This window comes from Pseudomonas sp. P5_A12, assembly GCF_056400685.1.
In genome coordinates this window covers 1-13,072 of the sequence record NZ_JBFUKU010000157.1, presented here as the reverse complement: position 1 = coordinate 13,072, position 13,072 = coordinate 1, and the positions used below count along the sequence as shown (strand labels likewise).

Annotated in this window: 12 protein-coding genes and 1 pseudogene; 10 read left to right on the top strand and 3 right to left on the bottom strand. The window is 55.6% G+C overall.

What is annotated here, in order from left to right:
- The first annotated feature begins 245 nt into the window (after positions 1-245).
- On the top strand, positions 246-746 hold the full coding sequence (locus AC1DSG_RS19580) for an outer membrane beta-barrel protein (protein ID WP_477792369.1): 501 nt from the start codon (positions 246-248) through the stop codon (positions 744-746).
- 131 nt (positions 747-877) lie between these two features.
- On the top strand, positions 878-1,480 hold the full coding sequence (locus AC1DSG_RS19575) for a transglycosylase SLT domain-containing protein (protein WP_477792368.1): 603 nt from the start codon (positions 878-880) through the stop codon (positions 1,478-1,480).
- Positions 1,481-2,802: 1,322 nt separating this feature from the next.
- On the opposite strand, the gene AC1DSG_RS19570 is transcribed toward AC1DSG_RS19575, so the two are convergent.
- Both AC1DSG_RS19570 and AC1DSG_RS19565 read right to left on the bottom strand, forming a co-directional pair.
- The gene (locus tag AC1DSG_RS19570) at positions 2,803-3,390 is read right to left on the bottom strand and encodes a trypsin-like peptidase domain-containing protein (RefSeq protein ID WP_477792370.1); all 588 of its coding nucleotides are present in this window, start codon (positions 3,388-3,390) and stop codon (positions 2,803-2,805) included.
- Between the two features lie 418 nt (positions 3,391-3,808).
- A complete protein-coding gene (locus AC1DSG_RS19565) occupies positions 3,809-4,285 on the bottom strand; it encodes a hypothetical protein (RefSeq protein ID WP_477792367.1) in 477 nt (158 codons plus the stop codon).
- A gap of 443 nt (positions 4,286-4,728) precedes the next feature.
- On the opposite strand from AC1DSG_RS19565, the gene AC1DSG_RS19560 reads away from it, so the two are divergent.
- From AC1DSG_RS19560 to AC1DSG_RS19535, 6 genes are all read left to right on the top strand, one after another.
- Positions 4,729-5,604, top strand: coding sequence for a MurR/RpiR family transcriptional regulator (locus AC1DSG_RS19560; RefSeq protein ID WP_477792366.1), 876 nt, complete (start codon positions 4,729-4,731; stop codon positions 5,602-5,604).
- Positions 5,605-5,617: 13 nt separating this feature from the next.
- A complete protein-coding gene (locus AC1DSG_RS19555) occupies positions 5,618-6,373 on the top strand; it encodes a transporter substrate-binding domain-containing protein (protein WP_477792365.1) in 756 nt (251 codons plus the stop codon).
- Between the two features lie 112 nt (positions 6,374-6,485).
- Positions 6,486-7,205, top strand: coding sequence for an ABC transporter permease (locus AC1DSG_RS19550; protein WP_477792364.1), 720 nt, complete (start codon positions 6,486-6,488; stop codon positions 7,203-7,205).
- Positions 7,202-7,912: an ABC transporter permease gene (locus AC1DSG_RS19545; RefSeq protein WP_477792363.1), complete on the top strand. Its 711-nt coding sequence runs from the start codon at positions 7,202-7,204 to the stop codon at positions 7,910-7,912. The genes AC1DSG_RS19550 and AC1DSG_RS19545 overlap by 4 nt, the downstream gene beginning before the upstream one ends.
- 49 nt (positions 7,913-7,961) lie before the next feature.
- Positions 7,962-9,203, top strand: coding sequence for an NAD(P)/FAD-dependent oxidoreductase (locus AC1DSG_RS19540; protein ID WP_477792362.1), 1,242 nt, complete (start codon positions 7,962-7,964; stop codon positions 9,201-9,203).
- Between the two features lie 17 nt (positions 9,204-9,220).
- Positions 9,221-10,009 carry an amino acid ABC transporter ATP-binding protein gene (locus tag AC1DSG_RS19535; protein WP_477792361.1) on the top strand — a complete coding sequence of 263 codons (789 nt, stop codon included), beginning with the start codon at positions 9,221-9,223 and terminating at the stop codon, positions 10,007-10,009.
- An 80-nt stretch (positions 10,010-10,089) separates the two neighbouring features.
- Here the strand turns inward: AC1DSG_RS19535 and AC1DSG_RS19530 are convergent.
- Positions 10,090-10,558: pseudogene (locus tag AC1DSG_RS19530) on the bottom strand (serine dehydratase beta chain); the annotation flags it as partial.
- A gap of 581 nt (positions 10,559-11,139) precedes the next feature.
- On the opposite strand from AC1DSG_RS19530, the gene AC1DSG_RS19525 reads away from it, so the two are divergent.
- Both AC1DSG_RS19525 and AC1DSG_RS19520 read left to right on the top strand, forming a co-directional pair.
- The gene (locus AC1DSG_RS19525; RefSeq protein ID WP_477792360.1) at positions 11,140-11,568 is read left to right on the top strand and encodes a universal stress protein; all 429 of its coding nucleotides are present in this window, start codon (positions 11,140-11,142) and stop codon (positions 11,566-11,568) included.
- A gap of 165 nt (positions 11,569-11,733) precedes the next feature.
- On the top strand, positions 11,734-13,072 hold a 1,339-nt coding region (locus AC1DSG_RS19520; protein ID WP_477792359.1), incomplete at its 3' end, for an IS1182 family transposase.

The window sequence follows — 13,072 nt, the reverse complement described above, 5'->3', positions numbered from 1 at the left end:
GGATTACTGCACCTATCTATGGGCGTGCAAGGATTTCTACATCACAGTCAATCTTTCCGTTCAAGACATTGTCGATCCCACCTTTCCCGACTTTGTGGCCTAACCGTGTTGCACTCAGCTCCTGCAACCGCCTTGATTGAAGTTACTCAAAAATATCAATCAATGACTTCTATCAGTCTTCGCGATCACTCAAATTCTCAGCCAACACCTCACAATCGACAACCTGTAGAAGGACTCCACCTCACATGCTATTCCGAAACCTTGGCTTCGTTTCACTGCTTTCGTTGCTGTCTTTCCAGGCACTCGCGGATGACAGAGGTTTGTATCTTGGAGCTGGCGTAAGCAACATTGAAACCGACAAATCCCATCTGAGCGATGAAGACTCCAGCTATAAGGTTTTTGCCGGCTATCGTCTCAACGGCTATCTGGCCTTCGAGGGCGCCTTCGTTGATCTCGGCCAATTCGAGGACAAGAATCTTGATTTCGATGGCAAGTCTGTCCAGGCCAGCGCCCATGTCGGCTTTCCGCTGGGAGACCGAGTACGCCTTTACGGCAGTGTCGGTGCTCATGCCTGGGATGCTGACGGCAATGCCAGCGATGACGACACTGGAGTGGATCTGACCTACGGTGCCGGCGTTGAATTTGATGTATTTCGCAACATTGGTATCCGCGCTGAATATGAAGTACTGGAGGTCGGCAACATCGACCTGAATCAAACAACGGCTTCTGCTTTTATTCTCTTTTAAAGCCAACTTGCATTGAGCGGCCATGGGAGTCGCTCAACGCCCCCCCCTGAGACCATCATCCTCGCTGGGCTTTACACAGATTCTGTGCTGAGAGCGGAGGGCTACTAGCACCCTTTTTTTGAGGGCTATGGATGAAACAAGGGCGAGTTTTAGCACTGTTTCTAGTGGTTGCGATCTTGACCGGCTGCACGACGGCGCCGCCAAAGGATCAGAATAATCTGTGCAGTATCTATCGTGAGTACCCAGACTGGTACGAAGACTCGCTAGAAATGCAGAAAGAATGGGGTACGCCTCAACACGTTGCGATGGCGATCATGAAGCAAGAGAGCAGTTTCGTCTCCGATGCATTACCTCCCCGCGACTACGTGCTTGGGGTAATTCCCTGGGGGCGAGTCAGCTCTGCCTATGGTTATGCGCAAGCCTTGGACCCTGTCTGGGGTGAGTACAAGGAGATGACCGGCAATGGCGGTTCGCGTGACAACTATGATGACGCGATCATGTTTATCGGCTGGTATACAACCGGCACCCACAGCCAGCTTGGAATATCCAAAGCGGACGCCTACAACCAGTACCTGGCTTACCATGAAGGGCGAGGCGGCTTTCGTCGTGGCACCTATCGCAGCAAGCCATGGTTGATGCAGGTGGCACGCAAAGTTGAGCAGCAATCAAAGAACTTCGATTCGCAGCTCAAGCAGTGCCGCGAAGAGTTGGAGGATGATCGCAGCTGGTTTTGACACAGATTGATCAGCGCCTACGGAAGAGGTACCTGGCAACGTCGATTCATTCCGCGCAGACGGTCGAATTGCCCAGTTTCCGACCCTGTCACACCGTCGTCACATCCACCCGACACAATGCAGTCAGCCAAAGGGATTTGGCTACGTGTATAAAGAGCCCGGCCACTGCGCCGGGCTTTTTCGTTCCTGCTACTTGGTTTTCACGAAACGCTCACACAACGGAGCGCAGATTGAGCAAACAAAAGGATTTGACCCCATACAGAAAGCCCGCCATGCGCGGGCTTTTTGTTTTCGGACTCCCTATCCCCTACCCGCTTGAGCTCCATGCAGGTAGCCCTCGAAATTCGCGACGCTTTAGCGGATGCCATTTGCCGGGTTGAGCATGGAATCCGCCACGCCCCGAATTCCCGCGATGACCGGTATTGAACCGCGAGCGTTGAATTGCGTCCAACGGTAACGAATCGCATCAAGGGGATGAGGGCGATGGAAACCCGTGCAGTGATCAAGTTTTTTGCAGCTTACTTGTCTGTCACTCTAACAATTGCTTGGTGCATAGCCGAGGCTTCACCTTGGATCGCCTCTCATATCCTGATGAAGTGGATGCTTTAGCACAGCATGAAAAGTCTTCACGCTGACGGTGCCGTTACTGCTCTGGCTGTCGAAGATCATGATTAGTTAACTCATGAGTATTCAGCAAGCGCGCTTTCAAGAATTTCCGAATTCAGCCGTTCGCATTCTGCATTGGCCTCAATTCGTGTCGGATAGCAGATTTTTAGCCTGCACTTACCTTCATTATCGTAGATGTCGAAATCTATAGGCGCCGTCGTGCAGTAGAAACGCGCCCCACTGCGTGTTGATCCGGTTTCCTTTGGAATCGAGGGGACAACAACGAATCTCGGCATCATGTTTTTTCCCTGTAGTGCCCACATGTCAGTAACTTAAGGAATAGCGGCTACTAGCCACCAGATCAAGTAAGTACCTTAAAAATCCGATGAGCAGTTTGTTGCAACCAAAACGCATTCGGATTTACCTTCGTGATTGCTACCCAATCAGATGGTTTAGGTGCGTTGAATGACCGTCAAGGTGCACTACTTCAGGCGTTAAGGCCGGCGATATGCGGCTCGCATACTGCGCAAAATCGCCGATGCCTGGGTGAGCGCGAGGCTTGCTCGGTAGGTAGATACGAGAACGTTCTCAGGCTTTACATGCCACCTCTATCGCATTCAACCAAGCAACCCGACTGGGGGCGTATCGAACTGCACTCCGGAACGGATCAGCTTGCAGTGCGAGAGATCGCTTCACAATCCATCCTACATCTCGATTTATTTCGTGCCGCGCGGATCGTTAAGCTTTTTCTGCAACAGCTCCCACTCACGCTGAATGATCGAGTAAGGGACAAAGATGCTGATCCTCTCAGCTCCCTTTACGCCGGGGTGAAAGCTCACATCGTGCAGTGTGGTGGAGTAAAAACCCATATTGATACCGACAATACAGCCGTCACTGGCGATGACTGGCCCGCCCGACATCCCCTTGATCGTCGGGGCATCATGGATGGCATAGCGATCACCGCTGTCTTCATCGGTATTGATGAAAGGCGGTGGATACACCTTGCCTTTCCCGGTGACGGTCGTAAGGAGCGGGCTCGCCCCCACGGCAGTTATGTTTTCACCCACACGCGGTGCGCGCCATGACAGGTAGCGGCCGCTGGCCTTGTGCTGGATGAAGACGAGGTCGCAGCCTGTGCTGCAACTGTGTTTCACGTTAGGGATGAACGGGGTGTGGCGGGTGGTGACGGCGTAGTCCTCGTTCCATTGCACGGCTGAGGCCATATATAGATACGGCAATGGAAAGCCTGAGAAGACTATAAAGTATGAATTATCAGTCGCCCCCGACAAGTCGGGTTTTACAATGCCGTTGCATCCTGCAATTACTACTCCTATTACAATGCAGGTCATGATCTTGATCATGATGTATCACCGGCTTAACAGGGAGAATTCGATTGTTTTTTTGTCAGTCTTTTGTCGACCTGTAGCCCTCCTCAGCGACTAGTAGCGCTGGACACTTTGTTATTTATGGCTGAGTTTGTAATAGAACGTATGAATCAATCGTGCTAAGACCAATCGCTTTTCAGTCCATTCTGACGAGTAAAATATTTGGCGCCTGAAACATGGCAGAGTTGTGATAAAATAAAATGAGTCTCTATGGGCCTTGATTAATAATGGCGAACATCGCCTCTGCCGTACTTATACGTTAGAGCCCTGATTATTCTGGGGTTTCAATATTGGTATTACTCCCTTAACTCGACTGCGCTGAAATTTACGCACCTGATCAAAGTCCAACGACATCGTCTCGATCCTCAAGTCCGAGCACTTCTAGCCAATCGCGAAAAAGCTGTTTAACCCCCTCGTTTTCCTTATCAAGCGTCGATGAATTCGGCGACTCACAAAAATGGCCATAGAGCGCCAGCTCCCCTGACTCATACCCCTCGGACAGTGTCAGATTACGAACCTGCGCTTGAGTTAGAAGAGTGGCTGTGGCCTTTTCCAGATTCCACGTCATGGTCGGTAGCGGGTAATCGGCATCCGGCAGTGTCTGCACAAGCCTACGATGCCACTCAAGCTGGCCCGCCATAATCTGCCCATATAGCTCACCTAAGACTCGCCGATGCACTGACTCATCAATCACAAAATCACTATCAGGTGCGACGACTACAAACTCGAAACTGCATCCTGCGTCATCCATCCGATCGCGCAACGATTCAATTATCTCTTGATCAACAACCTTCAACGGGAACGAGTAATCCATCACCTTCCAACCCTTCCTTTTTAGCCAAGACGGCTCACCGCCGTCACTGAGCAAACGCGAATGTGAAGACGCTTACGCTAGCAAATGTACCAATGGAAAAATGTAGGAGTTGTCAGCAAGGAACAGAGGATGCGGCGAAAATTGAGGTCGCTGATTTCGGCAGCGCTTCAACAGAGAAGCGAAAATGTCCAACACCAGGACAGGACATTCATAACCAACACGATAGAAAATTCGATTCAGTCCGTAAGGCTGAAAACCAGATGCGTGATACCGACACGCTAGCTTTTGTTCCGAGCGCGGCAGATCTTCGAGATGACAATGAGCATGCGGCCAGTGGCCCTGTAGGGACCCACGACCTGTGACAGTTATCTGCCACATATTGACTTAATGACAGAAAACACGCATTTTCTTACGTAAGCGCTGAAAAATAACAGGAAGCAGCATTGAGCCAGCCCATCAAACAACGCCTTGAAAGCAGTCTTTCAACCGCCGCCGCCTCTGGCCGGGTGATTGCTAACTATATGCTGGCCAACCTCTATGAACTGCCCTTCCAGACCGCCGCTGATATTGCCGCGAAATTGAACGTCAGTGAATCCAGTGTCGGGCGCTTCTGTCGATCCATCGGATATAGCCACTTCAAAGACCTGAAAAACGATCTCAAGATCGACCTAGGCGAAGGCCCCTGGCTGGTGGGCGATCGCTTGCAGGAGTTTCGCCATCAGGCCAGTCAGGGTCCGCAAGGCCTGCCGCGCAGCTTCGAGTTGGAAGTGGCGGCCTTGGTCAAGGTTTACGAATACAGTCTCACCCCGACCTGGCACAGCGTCAGCCAGCGACTCGCCACCCGACGCAAGGTGTTCGTCGCCGGGTTCCAGACAGAGCGTGGCATCGCGGCGTCCATGGTTCATCTGCTGCAATACCTGCGCGATGACACACACTGGGTCGACGGTGCCGCCGGTCATTACGCCGACGTATTGCTCAGTGCCCCCGAAGAAAGTGCGCTGGTGGTGTTCGAAGCCCGCCGCTATTCCCGCCACGCCCTGACCCTGTGCCGCAAGGCCCGTGATGCCGGAATCCCTGTGACGCTGATCACTGACACCTTTTGCGACTGGGCCGAACAGAACGCTGATGAGGTGTTCCGCGTGCCCACCGAATTCAATCTGTTTTGGGAATCAACAGCGGCGATGCTGTCGCTGGTCCATCTGCTGGTCAACGACGTCTGCAAACAGCTGGGTCCGGAGGTCGAAAAGCGTCTTGAAGCCATCGCGGCCTTACACAACGAGTTCGTTGGATACACATCGTCACCACACTCAAAACAATAAAACGAGGTGCTAGATGAAACACGTCATTCGCTTTGCCGGTGCATGCGCAATGGTCCTGTTCGGGGCTACCAGCGCGCAGGCTGAAGTACTGAAGATTGCTACCGAAGGCGCTTACCCGCCGTTCAACTACGTTGACTCGGAAAACAAGCTGCACGGTTTCGATGTGGATATCGCCAACGCGCTGTGCGAACGGATGAACGTGCAGTGCAGCATCGTTGCCCAGGACTGGGAAGGGATTATCCCGGCGCTAATGGCGAAGAAATACGATGCGGTCGTGGCTTCGATGATCGCCACCGATGAGCGAAAGCAGAAAATCGATTTCACCCGGCATTACTACCGCACCCCCCTGTCCGTGGCGGTACCCAAGGATTCGAACATCACCGACGCCCAGACCAATTTCAAGGGTCGCACAGTCGGTGCCCAGTCATCCTCGACCCAGGCCATCTATGCCGAAGATCATTACGGCCCAGCCGGCGCCGACGTGAAGCTCTACCCTACCCTCGATGAAGCCAACAGCGACTTGGCGACTGGCCGGATCGACGGGGTGATTGCCGACAAATTCCCGCTGCTGGCCTGGGTCGACAGCGCTGGCAAGGACTGCTGCAAGATCATTGGCGACGTCAACGGCACCACCGCCGATGCCTCGATCGCAGTGCGCAAGGGTGACGATGTCCTGCGCGAACGCTTCAACAAGGCGCTGGATGAGATCATTGCCGACGGCACCTATAAGAAGATCTCCAGTCGCTACTTCGCCTTCGATATCTATTGACCCCCTGGCCCTCAGGCGCGCCTGAGGGTCGTTCCTTGCCGACATGTTGCAGCGTACCCGCACACGGGTGCGGTGAGGGCGTGCGAGCGTAATTGACCGAGAGGGTTCGAGCATGTTCGAAAACCTGTCATTGCTATCCTTCGCCAGTGGCGGCTGGGGTTCAGCCTTGCTGGCTGGCGCTCTGGTGACCATTGTCCTGGCCCTGAGCTGCCTGCCGATTGGCCTGCCGCTGGGTCTGGGCGTGGCCTTGGCCGCCCGTTCCCGACGTCGCTGGTTGCGCTCCATGAGCACGGTGTTTGCCACCGTGTTCCGCGGACTGCCAGAGTTGCTGACCCTGCTGATAATCTATTACGGCTGCCAGATCGGTGCGCAGAAACTGTTGGGCACGATGGGCTACGAGGCCGAAGTCGCGATCAATCCCTTCGTTGCCGCAATGATCGCCTTCAGTCTGGTGTTCGCCGCATTTTCCAGCCAGATCTGGCTGGGCGCCTTCAAAACAGTGCCCAAGGGCCAGTTCGAAGCCGCCGCCGCCCTTGGCCTGTCCCGACGCACAACCTTTACCAAGGTGGTACTGCCGCAATTGGTACGCATCGCTTTGCCTGGTCTGTCGAATAACTGGTTGTCGCTGCTCAAGGACACGTCGCTGGTGTCGACTATCTCCCTCGTCGACCTGATGCGCCAGACCAACCTGGCGGTGAGCGTCACCAAGGAACCTATGCTGTTCTACACCGTGGCCTGCTTTGGCTACCTGTTTTTCTCGGCCATATCCGGCCGCCTGTTCCAGTTCTTGGAGCAGTATTTCAGCCGCCATCAACGGAGCGTTCGCCCATGAGCTTCGATGAATTGCAGAATCTGTTCCTCAACCCGGACTTGTTGGAGCGATACGGTCCCCGCTTCATCGAAGGCTTGTTGGTGACTGCCAAGCTGGTAGCCATTTCCTTCACGCTCGGTGCCCTGCTCGGTCTGCTGATCGCCCTGGGCCGGTTGTCGAGTAACCGCTTTATCAGTCGTTTTACCGGCGTCTACGTGTATTTCTTCCGTGGTTCGCCGCTGCTGGCGCAGCTGTTCATGCTCTATTACGGCCTGGGTTCGTTTAAAGGTTTCTGGCAGGACGTGGGTATGTGGTGGTTCTTCCGTGACGCATGGTTCTGCACGCTGCTGGCCTTCACCCTGAACACTGCGGCCTATCAGGCCGAGATTTTGCGCGGCAGCATCCTGGCTGTGACCCAAGGCCAGCGCGAAGCCTCGAAAGCCCTCAGTCTGTCGCGCTGGACCACCTTTCGCAAAGTCATCCTGCCGCAATCCCTGCTGGTCGCCATTGGCCCGCTGGGCAATGAACTGATTCTGATGATCAAGGCCAGCGCCATTGCCTCGCTGGTGACCATCTACGACTTGATGGGGGTGACCAAGCTGGCCTTCTCGCGCAGCTTCGACTTCCAAATCTACCTCTGGGCCGCCGTGCTCTACCTGCTGATTGTGGAGGTCGTGCGGCGCAGCCTGAAAGCGATCGAGGGCCGCCTCGGCCGTCACCTGCAGTAAACCAAATTTTCTCGGGCTGCCGTGGGCGCCCCTGTATCAGGGATATACCATGCATTGCGAAACCATCGTTCTGGGCGCAGGGATTGTCGGTGTCAGTACCGCACTCCATTTACAGGCCCGTGGTCGTAAGGTTGTGCTCATCGACCGCCAGCAGCCGGGTAACGGCACCAGCCACGGCAATGCCGGGCTGATCGAGCGCGCCAGCGTAATTCCCTACGCGTTCCCGCGCCAACTGTCGAGCCTGTTGCGCTACGCCGGCAACCAGCAGTCGGACGTGCGCTACAGCCTGAAGCACCTGCCCAAGGCCAGTCCGTGGCTGCTGCAGTACTGGCGGCACTCCGGGACCAAGGGCTTGGCCGCCGCAACCCGGGCCATGCTGCCGTTGGTGGAGCACTGCGTCAGCGAGCACGACCTGCTCTCTGCACCGGCCGGCATGGATCACTTGATCCAGGCCAGTGGCTGGGTCGAGGCCTACAATTCTCCACCGGCGTTTGCCAAGGCCCAAAGCGACGCTGCTGCGCTCATGGACTATGGCCTGAATTACGAAGTGCTCGACCGCGACCAGATGCATGCCCGTCAACCGGGCTTGCACAGCTGCGTGGTCGGCGGCATTCACTGGCTGGACCCCAAGACCGTTAGCGACCCCGGTGGCCTGACACGCGGTTATGCCGAACTGTTCGTCAAACGCGGCGGCGTGTTCGTCCTTGGTGACGCCCTCTCCTTGCGCCAGCGCGTGGGTAAATGGGAAGTGCAGAGCGAACAAGGCCTGGTGATTGCAGACGAAGCCGTGGTCGCCCTCGGCCCCCAAGCCCGGGGCATTTTCGAGCCACTGGGGTATGACATTCCATTGGCGATCAAGCGCGGTTATCACATGCACTATGCCGCCCTGCCTGGCACGCACTTGCAACAACCGCTGCTTGACCCGGTGGGCGGTTATGTCCTGGCACCGATGGTCGGCGGCATTCGCCTGACCACCGGGATCGAGTTCGCCGACAGCCACGACCCGGTCAACGAAATCCAGCTACGTCGCTGCGAAGAGCTGGCACGCGCCTTCTACCCGCTGGGCGAACGCTTGGATGCCGAGCCTTGGCTGGGACGCCGTCCATGCTTGCCGGACATGTGCCCGGTGATCGGCCCGGCGCCACGACACAAAGGTTTATGGTTCAACTTCGGGCATGCCCACCATGGCCTGACCCTCGGCCCGGTCTGCGGCCGTCTTCTGGCCGAGTTAATGACCGGTGCCACCCCCTTTACCAACCCTGCCCCGTACAGCGCCGAGCGCTTTCACTGATTGCCGGAGACAAGACCATGCATGCCCTCTCTGCCCTTGTAGACACTCCGCTCGCCGCAAGCCCGGACACCCGTAAGGTGGTGGTTGATATCGCCGGGCTGAATAAGTTCTATGGCGCCTTCCATGTGCTGCACAACATCGATCTGAAAGTGCGCGAAGGCGAGCGCATCGTGCTCTGTGGGCCTTCCGGCTCCGGAAAATCGACGCTGATCCGCTGCATCAACCGCTTGGAAGTCGCCGAAAAAGGCCGCATTCTGGTCAACGGCACCGACCTGGCCCAGACCAATCGTGAGGCCGCTAAGGTCCGCAGTGAAATAGGTATGGTGTTCCAGCATTTCAATCYGTTCCCGCACATGAGCGTGCTCGATAACTGCACCCTGGCCCCGATTTCGGTGCGTGGCCTGAGCCGTAAGAAGGCCGAGGAACTGGCCCAGCACTTCCTGCAAAAAGTCGGTATCGCCACCCAGGCCAGCAAGTACCCCAGCCAACTCTCGGGGGGGCAGCAACAGCGCGTGGCCATCGCCCGGGCGTTGTGCATGGAACCCAAAATCATGCTGTTCGACGAACCCACCTCGGCGCTCGACCCGGAGATGGTAAGCGAAGTGTTGGATGTAATGGTTAACCTGGCCGGCAGCGGTATGACCATGCTCTGCGTGACCCACGAGATGGGCTTTGCCCGCCAAGTGGCCGAGCGCGTGTTGTTTCTCGACGGCGGCCAGATCATTGAGGACGCACCGCCTCAGGACTTCTTCAGCGCCCCGAAAAGCACTCGGGCCACGGCCTTTCTTGCACAAATTTTACACTGAGACCACATAAGAGCACGGCATGCCTGCGGTTGCTGTGTCGTCCATCGCTAGCGTTGACTATCCACGCTAGCGATGGCCCAGATACGGTCAAGTCCCATAGCGTCTTCATCCACCACAAACCCGTCGCCCACCGAGTAATATTCAAGACTGCTTATCTGTAACCCCGCTCAGTCGAAGGCACACATGATCATGCCGTTTGGGTTATAGGGCAGAGGTTTACGGATCATCGCCAAGTACTCTTTTTCGACAATGCGAATGGGCTTCTCCCCCAAAAGCTTTAGGATTCCAGAACCACGAATCACTGCTAACCTTGCCTCAACTGCCGTGGTATCGACCGTATCGGGATATTCCCCTTCCAGCCAAAGCGGTACTGCTTTGTCGCTTCCGTGTCCTTTTCCTGTGGTGCCGAGAGAACCGTACAGTTCTGCCCGCACACTCTCCACTTGCTCCTGCAAGCCTTGGTTCCTCAGCCCCTCGGAGAAGCGCACGGCTGCACGCATCGTGCCCGACAGCGTGCGAGTTGGAAGGACCGATGCCAACCTTTAACAGATCAAAAACACTCCAGCGACGTACTTAATTCCGCAGCTAACGCTGGTGGATGATCAGGCTTTGTAGACCGGAAAGCGTTCGCACAGCTCTGAAACGTGGCGAGTAATACAGGGTCTCCAGTCGTGCCTGTCAGGTCGTGCGTTGCTAAGTAATTCTGCGCGTCAGTTTCGCCCTCCTCGAAAAAAGAAGTCCTAATATATCCGGTGGCACAGGTTGCTATCGGCCAATATCTGTCTGTCACCAAGGGCAGTAATCCGGCCAGCAGCGGACTTGGTGAGCGGCAGGTTTGTCGTCCAGCCCGCGCCCGACATCACCTGGCAGTAGACCGCCACTAACTATTTTTGCGTAATGAGGATTATTCGTGAGTGCCTCAGGTTCATACCAACCGCGACTGTTTGCAGGCCAGCCCTCCAACCGGTATAGCGATACCGGTGGGCGTGGTAGACACGCCCAACCAAGTTAACGCCTAGTCTGGGTTTTTTATGCCTGGCAGCTGGTAATTGCACTGACTTGACCACCAGAGTATCGCTGTCTTTACTCTGAATCCGTGTCACGAGTTTGAAGTGCGATGAGGTGTCTAAATGCAAAAAGTATTGGTTCCTTTCGATGGCTCTGGAAACGTAAAGCGGGCCCTGCAGTATCTGGTTGAATTCTCCCGGGTGTATCCAGACCTTGAGGTGCATGTGCTCAATGTCCAGTCAGCGCCCGTTTTGTATGGTGATTATATTACTCGCGAGATGGTGGAGCAGATGAACACCTCAGCTCTACAGCACTCAGCAGACGTCAACAACGAGGCGGCGGAGATCCTCCAGGCCGCGAACGTCCATCACCGGATACACGAGTCGACGGGGGAGGTCGTGAAAGAGGTGGCCAAGGCGGTGAAGGCGTTGGGCTGCGACACCGTGGTAATGGGCACCCGTGGGATGAGTAACCTCTCAAACCTACTATTGGGTTCGGTGGCCAGCCGCGTGGTGCATGAGGTTTCAGTTCCGGTATTACTGGTCAAATAAGCTTGGGCACAGTGTCTCTGCCGAGAGAGGCGCCGGGGCATCAGGCTTGGCTGAGTTGCCCCTGCGTTTGTAGATCCCCAGTGCCCGCTTCTGGCCGAGAGTGTGTAAAAACGCATTCGTGAACCCTTGCTATGATTTCTGAGGAATTCATCGCAGGGATCGCCCATGAAGCGCTTTATCCAAGGTGAACATCGAGGCCAAGGCACCTTACTTCCCGAAAGCCTCGACGACTACGTCAGCGATACCAATCCGGTGCGCGTAGTCGACGTCTTTGTCGATGAACTCAACCTGGTTTCCTTGGGTTTCGACGGTGCTATTCCGGCTGACACAGGCCGTCCCGCTTACCACCCCGCAGTCCTGTTGAAGATCTACATCTACGGCTATCTCAACCGCATTCAGTCGAGCCGACGTCTGGAGCGAGAAGCTCAACGTAATGTCGAGTTGATGTGGCTGACCGGGCGTTTGACACCTGATTTCAAGACCATCGCCAACTTCCGAAAAGACAATAGCAAGGCGATCCGAGGCGTCTGCCGTCAGTTCGTCGTGCTCTGCCAGCAGTTGGGGCTGTTCGGAGAAAATCTGGTCGCCATCGACGGCAGCAAATTCAAGGCGGTCAACAATCGCGACCGCAATTTCACCAGCGCGAAACTGAAACGGCGAATGGAGGACATTGAGTCGAGCATCAACCGTTACCTGGCCGCGCTCGATACTGCCGATCGGCACGAACCCAATTCCGCCGAGACCAACGCCGTGCGACTGGAAGAGAAAATCGCCAAGCTGAAGACGCAAATGAAGGAGCTTCAAGCGATTGAAATCCAGCTCAACGAATCACCGGATAAACAGGTCTCTCTGACCGATCCAGACGCCCGTTCCATGATGACGCGCGGCACCGGAATCGTCGGTTACAACGTGCAGACGGCAGTCGATACTCAGCACCATTTGATCGTTGCACATGAGGTGACTAACGTCGGTTCCGACCGCGATCAACTCAGCTCGATGGCCAAGCAGGCCCGCGAGGCGATGGCATCGGAAACGCTGTCGGTAGTGGCTGACCGAGGTTACTTCAAAAGCGAACAAATCCTGGCTTGTCACGATGCCAACATCACCGCCTATGTGCCCAAGCCAATGACCTCTGGAGCCAAGGCCGACGGGCGTTTCAATAACGATGCCTTCATCTATGACTCGGCAAAAAACGAATACATATGCCCGGCTGGCGAAGCACTGATCTGGCACTATTCCTACGTTGAAAAAGGCATGAAGCTGCACCGTTACTGGAGTTCCAAATGCCAGGGCTGTGCGCTGAAGTCGCAGTGCACACCGAGCACGGAACGACGGGTTCGACGCTGGGAGCATGAAGCCGTATTGGAAGAAATGCAGGACAGGCTGCGCAATGCGCCGGAGATGATGCGAATCCGTAAACGGACGGTGGAACATCCCTTCGGGACGCTTAAACAATGGATGGGTGCAACGCATTTCCTGACCCGAAAGCTGGCCGGGGTAAGTG